The following is a 19,317-nucleotide window of genomic DNA, read 5'->3' on the forward strand; positions in this document are numbered from 1 at the left end:
ACGAAATATGGCAAACTGAACATGAATGTACTACATATTACTTGGAGGTTTTCTCATGAGCACACCAAAAGAATTACGTTATACAAAAGAGCACGAGTGGGTAAAAATTGAAGACGGCAAAGCTACAATCGGAATTACTGATTTCGCTCAATCTGAATTAGGTGACATCGTATTCGTTGAGTTACCAGAAGTAGGTGACGAGATTGCAAAAGACCAGCCATTCGGTAGCGTTGAGTCTGTAAAAACAGTTTCTGAACTATACGCGCCTGTATCAGGTACTGTAGTAGCTATTAATGAAGAACTTTCAGACAACCCAGAATACGTTAATGAATCTCCATACGGCACGGCATGGATGATTACAGTAGAATTATCGGTAGAAGCAGAAGTAGAAGATTTAATGGATGCTGACGCTTATGCGGAATTAATCGAACAATAATTAATTTTTGCGCTAAAATCTGAGTGATCAGGTTTTAGCGTTTTTTTTATAATATAAAATAGGCGAGGATTCTTAATAATGAGTCATATGGTATGCTCTTAGTATTAGAGAAGCTATGAAGGAGGCTCACAATGGAAAAATGTATTATCGTTGAGGGACGTTCAGATAAGCTAAAAATTACCCCGCTTTTTAATGAACAAGTAGAGATTCTTTGTACAAATGGTACAATTAGTGAAGACGATTTAATTGAATTATTAGAACCATATGAGCATTATGAAATGGTGACGATGTTTGATGCAGATCGAAATGGTGAAAAATTACGTAAGCTCATGAACCGCGTCTATTCAGAGGCGCAACATTTAATTATTCCATTTCAATTTCGAGAAGTAGCCGAAACACCAACCAAAGTTTTAATTAAGCTTCTTAAAGATGCGAAATTTATTATTAAAGAAGGATGACATCAAGATGGAACAGTGGACGAAAGAAGTATGGGAACAACAAATCCAGCAACATCGGAAAACAGCCTTATATATTTATACACCAATGTGTGGCACATGTGGTGTAGCAAAAAAAATGTTAGAAGTAATTGAGCAATTATTACCGGATTTTCCATTAGGTATGACAAATATCAATTATATGGAGCAATTAGCTTACGAATTGAAAATTGAAAGCGTACCTTGCTTAATTATTTCAGAAGATGGTCAAATTACAGAAAAGATATATGCATTTCAATCCGTACCTTTTTTGTATGAAATATTAAAAAAATAATTGACGTATGCAGTTTACCATGATAAAGTAACATTCATAATAAATAAACTTAATAGCGTTACTCTTATAAAGAGTGGTGGAGGGAAGTGCCCTATGAAGCCCGGCAACCAGCATTATATTTAATGAAAAGGTGCCAATTCACACAAAGATTATCTTTGAGAGATGAGAGAACGGTTCAGCGTATATGTGAAAACCTTTCTACTTGTCTTTGTAGAGAGGTTTTTTATTGTTAGATGGCGCTTTTAACGCCTTTGTTCGATTTCGAAGATGCGAAATGTGCAGGAATGTTTTGAAAATAACTGGTTGGTTATTTCAGATTAAAGGAGTTTAAACAATGATTGATATACAAAATATAACGAAAGTTTACAAGACGAAAAGCGGCGAGCTTAAAGCAGTAGATAATGTAAACTTATCGATTAAAAATGGAGAAATATTTGGCATTATCGGTTATAGTGGTGCCGGTAAAAGTACAATGATTCGCCTGTTAAATGGGTTAGAAAAGCCAACTACCGGTTCAGTTATTGTCAACGGCCAAGATATTTCGAAGGCTTCCGGAACTACTCTACGTGAAGCGCGACAAAAGATTAGCATGATTTTTCAGCATTTTAATTTACTTTGGTCTCGTACAGTTGAGGAGAATATTGCATTTCCATTAGAAATTGCTGGAGTACCAAAAGAAGCACGTGCAAAGCGTGTAGAAGAATTAATTGAGCTTGTAGGTTTATCTGGCCGCGGTAAAGCTTACCCATCACAGCTATCGGGTGGGCAAAAGCAACGTGTCGGAATAGCAAGAGCACTTGCCAACAATCCAGAAGTCTTATTGTGTGATGAAGCGACATCAGCACTTGATCCAGAAACAACGGAATCAATATTAGAGTTACTGTTAGACATTAATAAAAAAATCGGCTTAACGATTGTTCTAATTACCCATGAGATGCATGTTATTCGGAAAATATGCCATCGTGTCGCTGTTATGGAAGCCGGTAAGGTAGTTGAGCAAGGGGATGTTCTTCAAGTATTCCAACAGCCTCAAGCACCAATTACGAAAAACTTTGTATCACAAGCATCAGGGGAAACACAAGAAATGCAAGCTTCCATCGAGCATATTTTAGCGAATCATCCATCTGGTAAGATTGTAAAATTAAGCTTCGTTGGTCAAACGACAGAGCAACCTGTTATTTCACAAATCATTAAGCAATTTGATATTGTCGTAAATATTGTTCACGGTAAAATTTCAACAACAACTAGTGGTTCATTAGGTACTCTATACATTCATATTGACGGTACTCCAGATCAAGTGACTGCCGCATTAAATGTTTTAGCGCAACATGAAATTCAAACGGAGGTGATTGAGCATGCTTGAGCAATTATTTCCGAATGTTGACTGGGGTAAAATGATGGAGGCAACATACGAAACATTGTATATGACAACAATTGCTACGGTCATTACATTCGTGTTAGGGATTATTATCGGAATTGTTCTCTTTTTAACGAGTGACAATCAGTTGTGGGCGAACAAAGCCGCACACTTTTTAACTGGATCAATAGTAAATATTTTCCGTTCGATTCCATTTATCGTTTTAATCATTTTATTAATTCCATTCACAAAGTTCCTTCTAGGAACAATTCGTGGTGCGAATGCAGCATTACCTGCATTAATTATTGGTGCTGCACCATTCTATGCTCGTATGGTATTAATCGCACTCCGAGAAATTGATAAAGGAGTTATTGAAGCGGCACGATCAATGGGTGCGAAAACGTCAACAATCATTTGGAAAGTGCTAATTCCAGAAAGCTTACCTGCTCTAATTTCAGGGATTACTGTTACAGCCGTTGCATTAGTAGGCTATACAGCAATGGCTGGAATTATCGGTGCAGGTGGTTTAGGAAACCTGGCATTCTTAGATGGTTTCCAGAGAAACCGTACTGACGTAACATTAATGGCGACGATCTTAATTTTAGTCGTGGTATTTATTATTCAATACATCGGAGATTTTATTACAACAAAGGTAGACAAGCGATAGTTAGAGGCGCAGGCCGTAATTATACTGATTTAGTTTTGAAGCTTTTGTATTTAAAAAATAGACGCACACTTAATTAGTGGCGCGTCTTCACGGAGAATTTACTGAATATAAAAAATGTTTCGTAAAACTAAATCAAAAATTTAAAAATAAGGTAGGGTAAAACAATGAAAAAATTATTATCAAGCGTTATTTTAGGTGCTTCAGTTTTTGCACTTGCAGCATGTGGTGGGGAAGATGAAAAATTAGTAGTAGGTGCATCGAACACTCCGCACGCAGTTATATTAGAAAAAGTGAAACCAATTTTAGAAGAGCAAGGTATCGAGTTAAAAATCGAACCATATACAGATTACGTATTACCAAACCAGGATTTAGAATCTGGTGATTTAGATGCGAACTACTTCCAACACATTCCATATTTTGAAGCTCAAAAAGCTGACTTTGGGTATGACTTTGTAAATGCTGGGGAAATTCACATCGAGCCAATCGGTATTTATTCTAAAAAGTATAAATCTTTAGAGGAACTTCCTGAAGGTGCAACAATTTTACTTTCAAACTCAGTAGCGGACCATGGCCGTATGCTTTCATTACTTGAAACAGAAGGTTTAATTAAATTAGCTGATGGTATTGATAAAACAAAAGCAGAGTTATCTGATATTGTAGAAAACCCGAAAAACTTTGTATTTGATTACGATACAGCTGCTGAAATGTTAGTACAAATGTATGAAAACGAAGAGGGCGATGCAGTATTAATCAATTCAAACTTCGCCATCGATAATGGCATTAATCCATTAGAGGATTCGATTGCAATCGAATCAAGTGAATCTTCACCATATGTCAACATTATTGCAGTACAATCTGGTGATGAAGATTCGAAAGAAATTAAAGCATTAGTTGAAGCGTTACACTCAAAAGAAATTCAAGATTTCATTTTAAAAGAGTGGGGCGGTTCGGTAGTTCCAGTTGAAAAATAATAACTAAAATAACTAAAAAATCCCGACTTTTGATTGAATATCAAAAATCGGGATTTTTTTATTGGAATCGTGTAAGTCGCGAGTAGAATTTAGAAACAAAATCTACAAATACTTGTTCAGATGGTGCGAGTTCTCTTGTTGTTGGTGCAATAATTCCGACATTTCTACGGATGACAGGTGTTGCGATAGGTACTTTAACCGTCATGCGCGGTGTAGAGTCGTAAAGAGAGCTTTCAGGTAAAAGTGTTACCCCAATTCCAGCAGCAACTAACCCTTTTAAAGCGTCCATATCTTCGCCTTCAGATGTAATATTTGGAACAAATCCAACTGAACGACATGCATCTACTGCTACCTTTTGTAAAATAAACCCTTCCGGGAATAGTACAAAATCATCATTTCGTAAATCAATTAAGTTAATACTCTCTTTTTTTGCAAGTGGATGTGTCGCTGGAAGTAAAGCATGAATGTTTTCGCTGAATAGAACAGTCGTATCAATTGTTTCATCTTTTGGAGGTAATGGACCGAGTAACGCTAAATTTAATTCGCGATTCTTTACCGCTTCAATTAAATATTTATACGATCCTTGGCGTAAATGGAAAGAAACCTCAGGGTACTCTTTTTTAAATGCTGAAATAACAGTCGGCAGAACATAGCTTGCTAAGCTCGTTGGGAAGCCGACTTTAATTGTCCCTTTTGCTGGGTCTAAATACTCTTCAACTTGCTTTGCAGCAAAATCAATAGCCTTGAGAGCGGCAATGCTGTGTTCTAAAAAAGTTTTCCCAATCGGTGTGAGTTTGACGTTACGTCCAACTCGCTCGAAAAGTGGTGCTCCAAGCTCTTCTTCTAGGTTGGCAATTTGACGGCTAATTGCAGACTGGGCAACGTGTAAATGCTCTGCTGCCTCCGAAATATGCTCCCGTTCAGCTACCTCGACAAAGTAACGTAATTGTCGTAATTCCACTAGTTACACCCCATTTATCTAAAAAGTAGATTGTTCCTATCCAAACTATATATTGTTTATATTATTTCGAAAACTTTAAAATGTAAATACGTTATTGAAAGAATGAGGGGGAATTATAATGAGTTTTCACCAGTTACCTAAAGCACAAGGACTATACAATCCGGAATTCGAACATGACGCATGTGGGATAGGAATGTATGCCAATATGAAAGGTATCGCATCACATGCCATCGTGAAAAACGGTTTAGAAATGTTATGTCGCTTAGAACACCGTGCAGGACGTGGGGGAGACGGTAAAACGGGCGACGGCGCAGGACTAATGGTACAAATTCCAGATGCCTTCTTCAAATTAAACTGTCCCGAGTTAGATTTACCTGAAAAGGGAAAGTACGGTGTAGGTCAATTATTTTTAACGGAAAATGGAGTACAATCACAAAAAATTGAACAAAAAATGAACGAGCTGATTACTGGAGAAGGTCAACAATTGATCGGCTGGAGAACAGCTCCAACAAATAAAGAAAACTTAAGTGATATCGCTCAATCGAGTGCACCTGTTGTACGTCAAGTATTTATCAAATCAACAGAAAGCGATGGCAAAGCATTTGAGCGAAAATTATATGTAATCCGTAAGCAGTTAGAGCATTGGGCAAACGAACAAGGATATGAATTATACATTCCTAGTATGTCAAGCCAGACAATGGTTTTTAAAGGATTACTTGCCCCGGAAGAAGTTAGTGACTTTTATATTGATTTACAGGATGAAAGCTTCGTATCTGCTTTAGCCCTTGTACACTCCCGTTATTCAACAAACACATTCCCATCTTGGAAGCGTGCGCACCCAAATCGTTATATTATTCATAACGGTGAAATTAACACATTACGAGGCAATATTAATTGGATGCGTGCCCGTGAACAGCAATTTGTATCGGAAGCATTTGGTGATGATCTAGAAAAATTACTACCAATTATTGATACAACGGGTTCAGACTCTTCAATGCTTGATAACGCCTTTGAGTTTTTCGTGTTAGCAGGTCGTACTCCAGCACAAACAGCTATGATGATGATTCCAGAGCCATGGACAGAAAATCCACGCATCGAGGAAGACCGCAAAGCATTTTATCAATATCACGCAAGTTTAATGGAACCATGGGATGGTCCGACAGCCATTTGCTTCACCGATGGGAAACAAATCGGTGCAATTTTAGATCGCAACGGATTACGTCCAGGACGTTTGTATGTAACGAAAGATGACCATGTCATTTTCTCATCAGAAACGGGTGTTGTTGATTACGCAGAGGAAGATATTTTATATAAAGACCGTTTAAGCCCAGGGCGTATGCTTCTAATCGATTTAGAGCAAGGACGAATCATTTCAGATGAAGAGTTGAAATCAGAAATGGCAGCTGCACAGCCGTATGCAACGTGGTTGGAAGAAAATATGCTAAAGCTTGAAACAAAAGTAGAAAAGCTTGCAGAGGTAACAGATATTACATTACGTCAAAAAATTCACGGCTACACATATGAAGACGTTCAAAAATATATTGTGCCATTAGCTAAAGAAGGAAAAGATCCGCTAGGCTCGATGGGGAACGACTCACCGCTTGCTGTATTATCTGAGCGACCACAATCATTATTTAATTACTTTAAGCAGCTTTTCGCACAAGTAACAAATCCACCAATTGATTCGATTCGTGAACATGTTGTAACGTCGACAATGACGCTTTTAGGGGCAGAAGGTGATTTATTACATCCAACAGCTCAAAATGCGCGTAGGATAATTTTAAATACACCAGTGTTAACGACTGCTGAGTATGAGCAATTAATAAATAATAAAGAAGAAGATTTTGAAGTAGCTGAAATTTCTTTATTATTTACTGAAAATTTAGAAAGTGAATTAAATCGAATTAAAGCAGAGGCAGAAGCGGCAATTTTTGGTGGTAAAACGATTTTAGTGTTATCGGATTATGTAGAGGATGCAAAACAACTTACAATACCAGTTTTACTTGCGGCTAGTGCAATCCACCAATATTTGGTACGAATTGGCTTACGAACAAAAGTAAGTATCGTTGTGAATAGTGGTGAAGTTCGTGAGGTACATCATTTTGCTGCATTAATCGGCTTTGGTGTTGATGCCATTCATCCGTATTTAGCATATGCAACGATTGCAGAAGCAATTGAAAAGGATCATTTAGACATTGCTTATGAAAAGGCCATACAAAAATTCCGCAAAGGAGCGGCAGATGGTGTTGTGAAGGTCATGTCAAAAATGGGGATTTCAACTGTACAATCTTATCGTGGCGCACAAGTATTTGAGGCGGTAGGTATTTCAAAGACTGTTATTGAAGAATATTTTACAGGTACAGCTTCTCAAATAGATGGCATTGATTTAGCGACAATTGGCGAGGAAGCGACACGACGCCATGAGGCAGCTGTATTGTCAATGAATCCGGAGCTTCAATCAGGGTCAGATTTCCAATGGCGTGCTGACGGTGAACATCATGCTTTCAATCCAAAAACAATTCATACCTTGCAATGGGCGACACGCAAAAATGATTATGGTCTATATCGCATGTTTGCTGAAATGGCTAATGAAGAGAGAATTGGTTTTTTACGAAATCTTTTTGAGTTTAAAAAGGCAGAACGTCGTTTACCGATGGAAGAGGTTGAATCAGTTGAGTCAATTGTTAAACGATTCAAATCAGGTGCGATGTCATTTGGTTCTTTATCGAAAGAAGCGCATGAAACATTGGCAATTGCGATGAATAAATTAGGTGCACGTTCAAATTCTGGTGAAGGTGGGGAAGATCCTGCTCGATTTACACCAGAAACTAATGGTGATAGTAAGCGTTCAGCAATAAAGCAAATCGCATCAGGTCGTTTTGGCGTAAAATCGCATTATTTAGTTAATGCTGATGAACTTCAAATCAAAATGGCACAAGGAGCGAAGCCAGGTGAAGGTGGTCAATTACCGGGCAATAAAGTATATCCTTGGGTAGCAGAAGTACGTGGCTCGACACCTGGCGTTGGTTTAATTTCACCACCACCACATCATGATATTTATTCGATCGAGGATATGGCGGAATTGATTCATGATTTAAAAAATGCAAACCGTTATGCTCGCATTTCAGTAAAGCTTGTCGCAAAAGCAGGCGTTGGTACGATTGCAGCGGGTGTGGCGAAGGGTGCTGCTGATGTAATCGTTATTTCAGGATATGACGGTGGTACAGGTGCATCCCCGAAGACGTCGATTAAGCATACAGGTTTACCGTGGGAGCTAGGATTAGCAGAAGCTCATCAAACATTAATGTTAAATGGCTTAAGGGACCGCGTTATTTTAGAGACGGATGGAAAGCTAATGACAGGTAAAGATGTTATTATGGCAGCATTATTAGGAGCTGAAGAATTCGGATTCGCAACAGCACCATTAATCGTTTTAGGCTGTGTGATGATGCGTGCGTGTCATTTAGATACATGTCCGGTAGGCGTAGCAACACAAAATCCAGAGCTACGTGCAAAATTTATGGGGAATGCAGATCACGTTGTTAATTATATGCGTTTCATTGCAGAGGAAATGCGAGAGTATATGAGTATTCTAGGTTTCCGTACTGTAGAAGAAATGGTTGGGCGAACAGATGTATTGCAAATTTCAGAACGTACGAAAAAGCATTGGAAAGCAAGTCAGTTAGATTTAACTGCCCTACTTTATCAAATACAAGGTACTCGTACAAAGCAAGTAGAGCAAGATCATCATATTGCAGAAAGTTTCGATGTACGTGAGCTATTACCAAAAGTCGAAAAAGCAATTGCTGAAAAACAAGTAGTAGAACTTGATTATCCGATAAAAAATACAGATCGTGTTATGGGGACAATTGTAGGTAGTGTAATTTCACGTAAATACGGGGAAGTCGGCTTACCAGACAATACAATTCAACTTAATTTCACTGGTCATGCAGGTCAAAGCTTCGGTGCATTTGCACCACGAGGAATGACAATGCGCGTTGTTGGAGATGTCAATGACTACTTTGGTAAAGGCCTATCTGGTGGTAAAGTTGTAGCGATTGCACCCATTAAAGGAGAGCAAGAGAAAAACGTTATTGCTGGGAATGTTTGTTTATATGGTGCAACGAGCGGTAAAGCGTTTATTAATGGGCGCGCAGGTCATCGTTTTGGTGTCCGGAACTCAGGTGCAAACATAGTGGTGGAAGGTATTGGCGATCACGGTTGTGAATATATGACGGGTGGTAAAATTGTCATTTTAGGTGATGTTGGTCAAAACTTTGGTGCAGGGATGTCAGGCGGCATCGGTTATGTGTTACCGACAGACGAAGAACAATTTAAAGCACAATGCAACATGGAGATGATTGAATTTGAAAAGTTAACCGAGGAGCATGAAATTGAATCAGTGCGTCAAATGATTATTAAACACTTAGAGGAAACGGATAGTTCGTATGCGTTAGATATTTTAGCGAAATGGGAGAAATTTGTTCCAAAATTTGTGAAAGTTGTACCGTCAGATTATAAAGCGATTATCGAAAAAATTGAACTGCATAAATTAAATGGGTTAACGGCAGATAATGCAGCGATGCAGGCGTTTGTAGAAGTAACAGAAAGTCAAAAAAAGCTTGTGAGTTCAAAATAAGAGGAGGGTTCTAGCATGGGAAAAACAACAGGATTTATGGAATATAAACGTGAAAAAGTACAGGAAAAACCTCCACTAGAGCGCATTTCAAGCTGGAATGAATATGCAAGTAAGCTTTCTGATGAAAAATTACAAACTCAAGGGGCTCGTTGCATGGATTGTGGTACACCTTTTTGCCATATGGGAATCGAAATTCGCGGTACGGCAGCAGGTTGCCCAATTAACAACGTAATACCAGAATGGAATGACTTAGTATATAAAGGCAAGTGGAAGGAAGCATTAGATCGCTTGCATATGACGAATAACTTCCCTGAATTTACAGGGAGAGTTTGTCCAGCGCCCTGTGAAGGTTCCTGTACGTTAGCTATTACAGATCCAGCTGTCGCGATTAAATCTATTGAGCGTACGATTATCGATAAAGGCTTTGAGGATGGTTGGGTAACACCTCGTGTTCCAAAGGAGCGTACTACTTATAAAGTAGCAATCGTTGGATCGGGACCTGCTGGGTTAGCAGCAGCTGATCAATTAAATCAAATGGGACATAACGTAACAGTATTTGAACGTTCAGACCGTTTTGGTGGCTTGCTAATGTATGGTATTCCAAACATGAAGCTTGAAAAGGAAATTATAGAACGTCGTATACACTTACTATCATTAGAAGGAATACGCTTTGTTGCAAATACTGAAGTAGGAAAAGATGTAACAAAAGAACAACTGCAAGCTGATTTTGATGCTGTCATTTTATGTACTGGTGCACAAAAGCAACGTCAGCTTCATATGGAAGGTAGCGATGCAGGCAATATTCATTTAGCGATGGATTATTTAACGTGTGTTACAAAAAGCTTGCTCGATTCCAACTTTGAGGATAAAAAGGCATTAAACGTGGAAGGAAAGGATGTTATCGTGATCGGTGGTGGTGATACTGGTGCGGACTGTGTAGCAACGTCGCTACGTCAAAAGTGTCGCTCAGTATACCAATTCGGTAAGCACCCTCAACAGGCAAAAACGCGTACTGATGAGACGATGTGGCCAAAGGATCCTAACATTTATACGTTAGACTATGCGTATGCGGAGGCTGATGCGAAATTTGGACGTGATCCACGTGAGTATTGTATTCAAACTACGAAAATTATTAAGGATGCAAACAATAATGTGAAAGAACTTCACACTATTCAAATGGAAAAAATACTAGGTGAAGATGGCTTCCACTATTTTAAAGAGCTTCCGGGTACTGAAAAGGTGTGGCCGGCACAACATGTATTCGTAGCGATCGGATTTGAAGGGACAGAAAAAGAAACACCAGAGCATTTTGGTGTTGATGTAACGAATAATCGGATTCGTGCTTCTATTAAAGATTACGAGACTTCAGTACCGGGTGTTTTTGCGGCAGGTGATGCGCGCCGTGGTCAAAGCTTAATCGTATGGGCAATTAAAGAAGGGCGTGCGGTTGCAGCAAGCGTACATTACTATTTAACGGATGTACTAGTTAAAAACTAAACATTTTAAAAACGTCATTTCGGCTAATCGAAATGACGTTTTTTTTCTCACTTTTAATCGTTAATACTGATAATCAACGAATAAGTGAAATTGATTCTCAATTAGAAGTTTCGAATTGAAAATGATGGATTCATAATAAACTCTATTTATATAGTAGAAACAAACTAAATAAAAGCGTTTTTAAAGATTAATAAAGATTTTTTAATTAAAATCATTCTAAACTATTTGCAACAAACATTCATTTCGGGTAAGATTGTAATGATATTAATTTGGCATGCATTTGTCATGCAAATGAACATTTGGAGGTAATCTAATGGCAACTTTAGAAATTAAAGATCTTCACGTTGAAATCGACGGAAAAGAGATTTTAAAAGGTTTAAACCTTACAATTAACACAAACGAAGTACACGCGATCATGGGTCCAAACGGTACTGGTAAATCAACTTTAGCTTCAGCAATTATGGGGCATCCAAAATACGTAGTAACACAAGGTGACGTATTAATCGATGGTGAAAACGTATTAGAAATGGAAGTAGATGAGCGTGCTCAAGCAGGTCTATTTTTAGCTATGCAATATCCATCAGAAATCGCAGGTGTTACAAATGCAGACTTCTTACGTTCAGCAATTAACGCTAGTCGTGAAGAAGGCGATGAAATTTCATTAATGAAATTCATCCGTGAATTAGACAAAACAATGGAATTCTTAGAAATGCCAGAAGAAATGGCGCAACGTTACTTAAACGAAGGCTTCTCTGGCGGTGAGAAAAAACGTAATGAAATTTTACAAATGATGATGATTAAACCAACTTTCGGTATTTTAGATGAAATTGACTCTGGTTTAGATATCGACGCATTAAAAGTAGTATCTAAAGGTATTAACGAAATGCGCGGCGAAGGCTTCGGTTGCTTAATGATCACACACTACCAACGTTTACTTAACTACATCACTCCGGACCACGTACACGTAATGATGCAAGGGCGCGTAGTTAAATCTGGTGGTGCAGAATTAGCACAACGTTTAGAAGCAGAAGGCTATGAATGGATTAAACAAGAGCTAGGTATTGAGAATACTGATGCTGTTACAGAAGAAGCATAATTAAGGAGGACGACTAAGATGACGGTTGAAACAAAATTAGCGTTATCAGCACAAGATGTACGCTCGTTCTCTGAAATGAACAACGAACCAGCAGCATTTGCTGATTTCCGTGTGAGCGCATTAGAAAAAGCTGCTGCGCTTGAATTACCAAAACCAGATAGAACGAATATTGCAAAATGGAATTTCGTTGATTTTCCTGCGCATACTGTAGAAAGTGCTGCATACGCATCACTTGAAGAGTTACCAGAAGAAGTAAAGGCAATTATTGATATAGAAAATCAAGAAAACCTATACATTCAACGTAACAACACACCAGCGTACATTAAAGTTTCAGAAGAACTTATGAATAAAGGTGTTATTTTCACAGATATTCAAACTGCAATTCGCGAGCATGCGGATTTAGTAGAAAAATACTTTATGACAACGGCTGTAAAAGTGGACGAGCATAAATTGACTGCTTACCATGCAGCTCTTGTTAATGGCGGTATTTTCGTTTACGTTCCTCGCAACGTTATTATCGATGCACCATTGCAAGTTGTCTTCGTAAATGACAATCCAGAAGCTTCATTATTCAATCACGTTTTAGTGGTAGCAGAAGAATCTTCAGCAGTAACATATGTAGAAACTTATGTATCTACGTTTGAAGAAGCGAAAGGTCAAGTAAACGTTGTAACAGAAGTAATTGCTTCAAATAATGCACAAGTTACATTTGGTGCAGTAGACAACTTAGCTAAAGGATTTACAGCTTATGTAAACCGTCGTGGTCATGCAGAGCGTGATGCAAAAATCGACTGGGCATTAGGCTTAATGACGAACTCAGATACTGTTTATGAAAATACAACGAACTTAGTTGGTGACAACTCAACTTCTGATTTCAAAATGGTAACTGTAGGTAGCGGCAACCAAAAATTAAACTTTACAACATTAATTCGTCAATGGGGTAAAAACTCTGACGGTCAAATCTTAAAGCACGGTGTAATGAAAGATGCCGCACAATCAATTTTTAATGGTATTGGTCATATCATGCATGGCGGTACAAAAGCAAATGCAGAGCAAGAATCTCGCGTATTAATGCTTTCTGAACAAGCCCGTGGTGATGCAAACCCAATTCTTTTAATTGATGAAGACGATGTAACAGCAGGACACGCAGCATCTGTTGGACGTGTTGACCCGACTCAACTTTACTACTTAATGAGCCGCGGTATCTCAAAAACAGAAGCAGAGCGCCTTGTAATTCATGGATTCCTTGCGCCAGTTGTTACTAACTTACCAATCGAAGGTGTTAAAAAGCAGCTGACGGAGGTTATCGAAAGGAAAGTTCGATAATGATATCAAAAGACATTAAAAGCTTTTTTCCGATTTTAAATCAGGAAGTGAATGGACATCCGTTAGTTTATTTGGATAGTGCCGCTACATCTCAAAAGCCAATCCAGGTAATTGAAGCTTTAACGAACTATTATCACTTAGATAACTCAAATGTTCACCGTGGTGTGCATACATTAGGGAATCGTGCAACGGATTCTTATGAGGGTGCACGTGAAAAAGTTCGTAAGTTCATTAATGCAAGTTCGACACAAGAGGTTATTTTTACACGTGGTACAACGACTTCTTTAAATACTGTAGCAGCAGCTTATGGACGTCAAAATGTGCAAGAAGGTGACGAAATTGTCATTACGTACATGGAACACCATTCGAACATTATTCCTTGGCAGCAGCTTGCAAAAGAAAAAGGAGCGGTACTTAAATACATTGATTTAGAAGCAGATGGTACGATTTCTATAGAAAAAGTACGTGAAACAATTACGCCAAAAACGAAAATTGTGTCTGTAATGTATGTATCAAACGTATTAGGTTCAATTAATCCAGTAAAGGAAATCGCTAAAATTGCCCATAAAAATGGTGCAATTATGGTTGTAGATGGTGCTCAAGCAGCTCCTCATATGAAAATCGACGTGCAAGATTTAGATTGTGACTTCCTCGCGTTTTCAGGACATAAAATGTGTGCTCCTACTGGAATTGGTGTACTATATGGTAAAAGAGAGCTTCTTGAAAACATGGAACCAGTTGAGTTTGGTGGCGAAATGATCGATTTTGTAGGTTTACAGGAATCGACATGGAAGGAGTTACCGTGGAAGTTTGAAGGTGGTACACCAATCATTGCAGGTGCAATCGGATTAGGTGCAGCAATCGACTTTTTAGAAGAAATCGGTTTGGACAACATTGCAGCGCATGAGCATAAATTAGCCGGCTATGCGATGGATCAATTAGAAACAATTGATGGTTTAACGATTTTCGGACCACGTGACCCAATGAAACGCTGCGGACTTGTAACATTCAATTTAGATGATGTGCATCCTCATGATGTCGCAACTGTACTAGATATGAGTGGTATTGCAGTTCGTGCGGGTCATCACTGTGCTCAGCCTTTAATGAAATGGCTTCAAGTAACAGCAACAGCTCGTGCAAGCTTCTACATGTACAATGATGAAGAGGATATCGATCGTCTTGTTGCTGGATTGCGCTCAGCGAAGGAGTATTTTGGCGATGTCTTTTAATAACTTAGATCAACTATACCGTTCCGTAATTATGGATCACTATAAAAACCCACGTAATAAAGGGTCACTAGAAGAAAACAGTGTAACAATCGATATGAATAACCCAACATGTGGCGACCGTATCCATTTAACACTAAAGCTGAATGACGGCATTGTAGAAGCTGCGAAATTTGACGGTGAAGGCTGTTCAATTTCGATGTCTTCTGCATCAATGATGACACAAATCGTTAAAGGCAAAAAATTAGAAGAAGCACTTGAACTTGCAGACATTTTCTCAAAAATGATGCTAGGTGAAGACTTCGACGATGAAAAATATGACCTTGGGGACGTAGAGGCACTACAAGGTGTTGCAAAATTCCCAGCACGTATTAAATGCGCTACATTAGCCTGGAAAGCGATGGAAAAAGGCGTTAATAACGAAATGAAATAATGACTGTAAGTAAGGCTAAAATGAATGATTGCATCATGCATTTTAGCACACTTCTCATATAATGAACGGAGGAGACAACATGGCTAAAAAAATGCCTGATATCGGCGATTACAAATATGGCTTCCATGACAAGGACGTATCAATTTTCCGTTCTGAGCGTGGACTAACAGAAGAAATCGTTCGTGAAATCTCAAACATGAAAGAAGAGCCACAGTGGATGCTTGACTACCGCTTAAAAGCTCTTGAAAAATTCTACGAAATGCCAATGCCTCAATGGGGCGGCGACCTTGGCTCATTAAACTTCGATGAAATTACGTATTATGTAAAGCCATCTGAAGCGACACAACGTTCATGGGATGAAGTACCTGAAGAAATCAAAACAACATTTGATAAATTAGGTATTCCTGAAGCAGAGCAAAAGTATCTTGCAGGTGTATCTGCTCAGTATGAATCTGAAGTAGTTTACCACAACATGAAGCAAGACCTTGAAGATATGGGTGTTATTTTTAAAGATACAGACTCAGCATTAAAAGAAAACGAAGAAATCTTCAAAAAACACTGGGGTACAGTAATCCCTTACACTGACAACAAATTTGCGGCTTTAAACTCTGCAGTTTGGTCTGGTGGTTCATTCATCTACATGCCTAAAGGTGTTAAATTAGATACACCATTACAAGCATACTTCCGTATTAACTCTGAAAACATGGGTCAATTCGAGCGTACGCTGATCATTGTAGATGAAGATGCATCTGTACACTACGTAGAAGGATGTACAGCACCAGTTTACACAACAAACTCTCTACACTCAGCTGTAGTAGAAATTATCGTTAAAAAGAACGCATATTGCCGTTATACAACAATCCAAAACTGGGCGAACAACGTATACAACCTAGTTACAAAACGTACTGTAGTTGAAGAAAACGGTACGATGGAATGGATCGACGGTAACATCGGTTCTAAACTAACAATGAAATACCCAGCATGTATCCTTAAAGGCGAAGGTGCTCGTGGTATGACATTATCAATTGCATTAGCAGGTAAAGGTCAACACCAACACGCTGGTGCCAAAATGATTCACTTAGCACCAAACACATCTTCTACAATCGTTTCTAAATCGATTGCGAAGCAAGGTGGTAAAGTAACATACCTTGGTCAAGTGAAGTTCGGTAAAAATGCGTCAGGTGCTCGTGCAAACATCGAGTGTGACACGTTAATTATGGATAATCAATCAACGTCTGATACAATTCCATACAATGAGATTTTAAATGATAACGTATCTTTAGAGCACGAAGCGAAAGTTTCGAAAGTATCTGAAGAGCAATTATTCTACTTAATGTCTCGTGGTATTTCTGAAGAAGAAGCGACAGAAATGATCGTAATGGGCTTCATTGAGCCATTCACAAAAGAATTACCAATGGAATACGCAGTAGAAATGAACCGTCTAATCAAGTTCGAGATGGAAGGTTCTATCGGATAATTTAATATTCAAACATCAAGAGATTTCAAGCAGCAAACCGTTGCTTGAAATCTCTTTTTTTTTAATAATATGTTGGAACGTAGTGGAAGTATGCATCATGTCTGTTATGCACGGGATATTCAAAGTGGACTTTTCTTAAAGTACCGAAAATAATTGTAACCTTTTTCAAACCTCAAACGAATAATAAGTGATTACATAAAAAGGAGGGAAAAGTTTGCTTGATTCTAAAAGTTTAGAGTCTCGTATTGTTAATATTTATAATGATCATTATTTAAACGTGTACAAATTTCTTATTTGTTTTTCAGGAAATCAAAACGATGCTGAAGACATGACACAAGAAGTATTTATCCGGGTATTAAAAAATTTGCCCAACTTTAATGGCCAAAACAATTTAAAAACATGGATTTTTTCCATAGCAAAGCATGTAGCGGTTGATCATTATCGGAAAAAGAAATTTGCATCGGTTTTTAAGGACGGTTTCTTCAATAAACTAGAGTTTACTGGAAATAAACCGGATGAAGTGTATGAAATTACAGAAATAAAACAAATTGTCCATGAGGCGATTTCAAAATTAAAGCCTAAATATAGAGCAGTAGTTATTATTCGCGGAATAAATGAATTTTCCATAAAAGAAACTTCAGAAATCTTGCAATGTAGTGAATCTAAGGTGAAAGTCGATTATCACAGAGCATTAAAAGAACTTAAACGAAAACTAAATTTTGATGTGGAAGGGGTTTTTACAAATGCAAAATGAAAAAGAATTATTTGATTTGATTAAGGACACTTACCCACAAAATCCAAGAAAAGAGTTTATCGTCACAGTTGAAAATAAACTTAGACAACAAGCAAGAGGCATGAATAAAAAAGGGACGATTAAAAAGTTTTCTTTAATTTCTAGTAGCATTTTACTTTTTACTTTAGCTTTCACATGGATATTCTTTTTTTATGGGAAGGAAATAATAAATGATGTAAATAATGTAAAAGATCAATCAGTATTTTCGACTATTGAAAATGAAGATCCATTAGTTCTCATTTATCATACGCACAATTATGAATCATTTATTCCAGAAACTAAAAATCCATATAGTGAATCTACTAATATAACATTAGTAGGACGGGCATTAAGTAATGCGTTAAAAGGAAATAATATTAACACGGTCTTTGATGATACGGATGTAATGGGAATTTTAAAGGAACGTAACTTACGTTTTACCGATTCGTATGCAGTTACAAGGGAAATACTTACAAACCTATTAAATGAACATGATACTGTGAAAATGGTTTTTGATATACACAGGGGATCACTAGGACAAGCAGATAGGACTGTAAATATTGATGGAGTTGATTATGCAAAGGTTTTATTTGTTGTCTCTAAAACGACTGATAACTATAAGGAGAATAGGGAGTTTGCAAATCTCCTTCACGAAAAATTGGAAGAATTGTATCCTCAATTATCAAAAGGTGTTTTTGAAAAAGGAGTGGATCCAAGAAACACGTATAATCAGGATCTCCATATAAATTCTACATTAGTAGAAATAGGTGGGACTGAAAATACGTTAGAAGAGTCTTATAGAACGGCTGATATTCTTGCAAAAGTCATTAAAGAAATTATTGAAAATAAGGAAGAGTAAAATGGTGGTATATTTTTGGGAACGGTGAGTTGAGATTTCGAATATAAACATTGAAACATAGCAGGAAATATGTATTTTTAGTGAAAAATAGACGTTACAGGGCATTGTTCATTAATTGTTAACTTAGAAAATATTTACAATAAATTCGTCCGATGAAATAATTAATGCAAGAAGTCATTAATTGAATCTAATTTGATAAGGGAGCGAATTTATATGGAAAACTTATTTTGGCCAATTACGTTAGGGGTACCATCTGTTGTCTTAGTCGTTGCAGTACTCGTAATTTTCTATGCATTAGGACAAAAAAAGAGCGGTAAGCTATGGAAAAATGAAGAGCATGAAGGGGTTATAAAATAATCTATTCTCGATTAAAGGAGGTGCTGTAAACGCAGATTGAGCGTTTGCAGCACCTTTTTTAAATGAATTATTTCAAGGTTGCAATAAACTGTTCGATTTCTTCTTGTGTTTTACGGTCCTTACTTACAAAGCGTCCTAACTCTACCCCGCTTTCATATGCTAGAAAGCTTGGAATTCCAATAATCCCTAACTCGATGCATAAATCGATGAATCGATCTCTGTCGACTTTATAAAATGTAAAGTCAGCGAATTTTTCTACTACCTCAGGCATGAACGGGTCGATAAAACGACAGTCCCCACACCAATCTGCGGTAAATTCAAAAATAACCGGTGCCCCATTTCTTAATTCTTCAAATTGCTCAATTGATTGTAATATTTGCATGAATAAGTGCCTCCTTTTTCAGTTAATTATAGTGCTCTACTTGGAAATTGCAATCACTTTACAACGATTTAATAGTTGATGTTGTACAATAGG

The 19,317-nt window shown here is 37.7% G+C and carries 18 protein-coding genes and 1 riboswitch; of the genes, 16 read left to right on the plus strand and 2 right to left on the minus strand.

Translation table 11 applies throughout. From position 1 onward, the window contains the following. Nucleotides 1–55: 55 nt before the first annotated feature. The 6 genes from gcvH to MKZ17_RS04490 all read left to right on the plus strand — a co-directional run bounded on the left by gcvH (nt 56) and on the right by MKZ17_RS04490 (nt 4,199). Nucleotides 56–436 carry a glycine cleavage system protein GcvH gene (gcvH, locus tag MKZ17_RS04465; protein ID WP_340722599.1) on the plus strand — a complete coding sequence of 127 codons (381 nt, stop codon included), beginning with the start codon at nt 56–58 and terminating at the stop codon, nt 434–436. A 131-nt stretch (nt 437–567) separates the two neighbouring features. Next, the gene (locus MKZ17_RS04470; protein WP_340722600.1) at nt 568–894 is read left to right on the plus strand and encodes a toprim domain-containing protein; all 327 of its coding nucleotides are present in this window, start codon (nt 568–570) and stop codon (nt 892–894) included. A gap of 7 nt (nt 895–901) precedes the next feature. Next, complete coding sequence (locus MKZ17_RS04475; RefSeq protein WP_340722601.1) at nt 902–1,204, plus strand: thioredoxin family protein; 303 nt, start codon at nt 902–904, stop codon at nt 1,202–1,204. 61 nt (nt 1,205–1,265) lie between these two features. Continuing rightward, nucleotides 1,266–1,373, plus strand: a riboswitch (SAM riboswitch). 165 nt (nt 1,374–1,538) lie between these two features. Further along, nucleotides 1,539–2,567, plus strand: a complete 1,029-nt coding sequence (locus tag MKZ17_RS04480) for a methionine ABC transporter ATP-binding protein (protein ID WP_340722602.1) — start codon at nt 1,539–1,541, stop codon at nt 2,565–2,567. Beyond that, on the plus strand, nt 2,560–3,228 hold the full coding sequence (locus tag MKZ17_RS04485; RefSeq protein ID WP_340722603.1) for a methionine ABC transporter permease: 669 nt from the start codon (nt 2,560–2,562) through the stop codon (nt 3,226–3,228). Before MKZ17_RS04480 ends, MKZ17_RS04485 begins: the two co-directional genes overlap by 8 nt. 164 nt (nt 3,229–3,392) lie before the next feature. Continuing rightward, on the plus strand, nt 3,393–4,199 hold the full coding sequence (locus MKZ17_RS04490) for a MetQ/NlpA family ABC transporter substrate-binding protein (RefSeq protein ID WP_340722604.1): 807 nt from the start codon (nt 3,393–3,395) through the stop codon (nt 4,197–4,199). Between the two features lie 58 nt (nt 4,200–4,257). Here MKZ17_RS04490 and MKZ17_RS04495 read toward each other — a convergent pair whose 3' ends face one another. Further along, complete coding sequence (locus MKZ17_RS04495) at nt 4,258–5,160, minus strand: LysR family transcriptional regulator (protein ID WP_340722605.1); 903 nt, start codon at nt 5,158–5,160, stop codon at nt 4,258–4,260. A gap of 118 nt (nt 5,161–5,278) precedes the next feature. On the opposite strand from MKZ17_RS04495, the gene gltB reads away from it, so the two are divergent. The 10 genes from gltB (at nt 5,279) to MKZ17_RS04545 (ending at nt 18,842) form a co-directional block, all read left to right on the plus strand. Beyond that, a complete protein-coding gene (gene gltB / locus MKZ17_RS04500) occupies nt 5,279–9,799 on the plus strand; it encodes a glutamate synthase large subunit (protein ID WP_340722606.1) in 4,521 nt (1,506 codons plus the stop codon). A gap of 15 nt (nt 9,800–9,814) precedes the next feature. Then, entirely contained in the window at nt 9,815–11,296 is a 1,482-nt protein-coding gene (gltD, locus tag MKZ17_RS04505) for a glutamate synthase small subunit (protein ID WP_340722607.1), read from the plus strand. 313 nt (nt 11,297–11,609) lie between these two features. After that, complete coding sequence (sufC, locus tag MKZ17_RS04510; RefSeq protein ID WP_340722608.1) at nt 11,610–12,392, plus strand: Fe-S cluster assembly ATPase SufC; 783 nt, start codon at nt 11,610–11,612, stop codon at nt 12,390–12,392. Nucleotides 12,393–12,410: 18 nt separating this feature from the next. Beyond that, a complete protein-coding gene (gene sufD, locus MKZ17_RS04515; protein WP_340722609.1) occupies nt 12,411–13,718 on the plus strand; it encodes a Fe-S cluster assembly protein SufD in 1,308 nt (435 codons plus the stop codon). After that, nucleotides 13,718–14,947 (plus strand): cysteine desulfurase, encoded by a 1,230-nt coding sequence (locus MKZ17_RS04520; RefSeq protein ID WP_340722610.1) that lies wholly within the window; start codon nt 13,718–13,720, stop codon nt 14,945–14,947. The genes sufD and MKZ17_RS04520 overlap by 1 nt, the downstream gene beginning before the upstream one ends. Then, nucleotides 14,937–15,377 carry a Fe-S cluster assembly sulfur transfer protein SufU gene (sufU, locus tag MKZ17_RS04525; protein WP_340722611.1) on the plus strand — a complete coding sequence of 147 codons (441 nt, stop codon included), beginning with the start codon at nt 14,937–14,939 and terminating at the stop codon, nt 15,375–15,377. The genes MKZ17_RS04520 and sufU overlap by 11 nt, the downstream gene beginning before the upstream one ends. Nucleotides 15,378–15,456: 79 nt before the next feature. Further along, the gene (sufB, locus tag MKZ17_RS04530; RefSeq protein WP_340722612.1) at nt 15,457–16,854 is read left to right on the plus strand and encodes a Fe-S cluster assembly protein SufB; all 1,398 of its coding nucleotides are present in this window, start codon (nt 15,457–15,459) and stop codon (nt 16,852–16,854) included. A gap of 214 nt (nt 16,855–17,068) precedes the next feature. Continuing rightward, nucleotides 17,069–17,608 carry an RNA polymerase sigma factor gene (locus MKZ17_RS04535; RefSeq protein ID WP_340722613.1) on the plus strand — a complete coding sequence of 180 codons (540 nt, stop codon included), beginning with the start codon at nt 17,069–17,071 and terminating at the stop codon, nt 17,606–17,608. Beyond that, nucleotides 17,598–18,485 (plus strand): stage II sporulation protein P, encoded by an 888-nt coding sequence (gene spoIIP, locus MKZ17_RS04540; RefSeq protein ID WP_340722614.1) that lies wholly within the window; start codon nt 17,598–17,600, stop codon nt 18,483–18,485. The genes MKZ17_RS04535 and spoIIP overlap by 11 nt, the downstream gene beginning before the upstream one ends. A 213-nt stretch (nt 18,486–18,698) precedes the next feature. After that, a complete protein-coding gene (locus MKZ17_RS04545; RefSeq protein ID WP_340722615.1) occupies nt 18,699–18,842 on the plus strand; it encodes a hypothetical protein in 144 nt (47 codons plus the stop codon). Between the two features lie 67 nt (nt 18,843–18,909). Here the strand turns inward: MKZ17_RS04545 and MKZ17_RS04550 are convergent, their stop codons facing one another. Then, on the minus strand, nt 18,910–19,224 hold the full coding sequence (locus tag MKZ17_RS04550) for a thioredoxin family protein (RefSeq protein WP_340722616.1): 315 nt from the start codon (nt 19,222–19,224) through the stop codon (nt 18,910–18,912). Nucleotides 19,225–19,317 lie beyond the last annotated feature (93 nt).

Origin of the sequence: Solibacillus sp. FSL R7-0682 (assembly GCF_038005985.1) — a bacterium.
In the GTDB taxonomy this organism is placed as follows: Bacteria; Bacillota; Bacilli; order Bacillales_A; family Planococcaceae; genus Solibacillus.

Excerpts from the sequence above, each read along its gene's own strand:
- spoIIP (WP_340722614.1), top strand. The coding sequence starts at position 17,598 with ATGCAAAATGAAAAAGAATTATTTGATTTGATTAAGGACACTTACCCA.
- sufD (WP_340722609.1), top strand. The coding sequence starts at position 12,411 with ATGACGGTTGAAACAAAATTAGCGTTATCAGCACAAGATGTACGCTCG.
- sufU (WP_340722611.1), top strand. The coding sequence starts at position 14,937 with ATGTCTTTTAATAACTTAGATCAACTATACCGTTCCGTAATTATGGAT.
- MKZ17_RS04475 (WP_340722601.1), top strand. The coding sequence starts at position 902 with ATGGAACAGTGGACGAAAGAAGTATGGGAACAACAAATCCAGCAACAT.
- sufB (WP_340722612.1), top strand. The coding sequence starts at position 15,457 with ATGGCTAAAAAAATGCCTGATATCGGCGATTACAAATATGGCTTCCAT.
- gcvH (WP_340722599.1), top strand. The coding sequence starts at position 56 with ATGAGCACACCAAAAGAATTACGTTATACAAAAGAGCACGAGTGGGTA.
- MKZ17_RS04550 (WP_340722616.1), bottom strand. The coding sequence starts at position 19,224 with ATGCAAATATTACAATCAATTGAGCAATTTGAAGAATTAAGAAATGGG.
- MKZ17_RS04490 (WP_340722604.1), top strand. The coding sequence starts at position 3,393 with ATGAAAAAATTATTATCAAGCGTTATTTTAGGTGCTTCAGTTTTTGCA.
- MKZ17_RS04520 (WP_340722610.1), top strand. The coding sequence starts at position 13,718 with ATGATATCAAAAGACATTAAAAGCTTTTTTCCGATTTTAAATCAGGAA.
- MKZ17_RS04545 (WP_340722615.1), top strand. The coding sequence starts at position 18,699 with ATGGAAAACTTATTTTGGCCAATTACGTTAGGGGTACCATCTGTTGTC.
- gltD (WP_340722607.1), top strand. The coding sequence starts at position 9,815 with ATGGGAAAAACAACAGGATTTATGGAATATAAACGTGAAAAAGTACAG.
- sufC (WP_340722608.1), top strand. The coding sequence starts at position 11,610 with ATGGCAACTTTAGAAATTAAAGATCTTCACGTTGAAATCGACGGAAAA.
- gltB (WP_340722606.1), top strand. The coding sequence starts at position 5,279 with ATGAGTTTTCACCAGTTACCTAAAGCACAAGGACTATACAATCCGGAA.
- MKZ17_RS04470 (WP_340722600.1), top strand. The coding sequence starts at position 568 with ATGGAAAAATGTATTATCGTTGAGGGACGTTCAGATAAGCTAAAAATT.
- MKZ17_RS04480 (WP_340722602.1), top strand. The coding sequence starts at position 1,539 with ATGATTGATATACAAAATATAACGAAAGTTTACAAGACGAAAAGCGGC.
- MKZ17_RS04485 (WP_340722603.1), top strand. The coding sequence starts at position 2,560 with ATGCTTGAGCAATTATTTCCGAATGTTGACTGGGGTAAAATGATGGAG.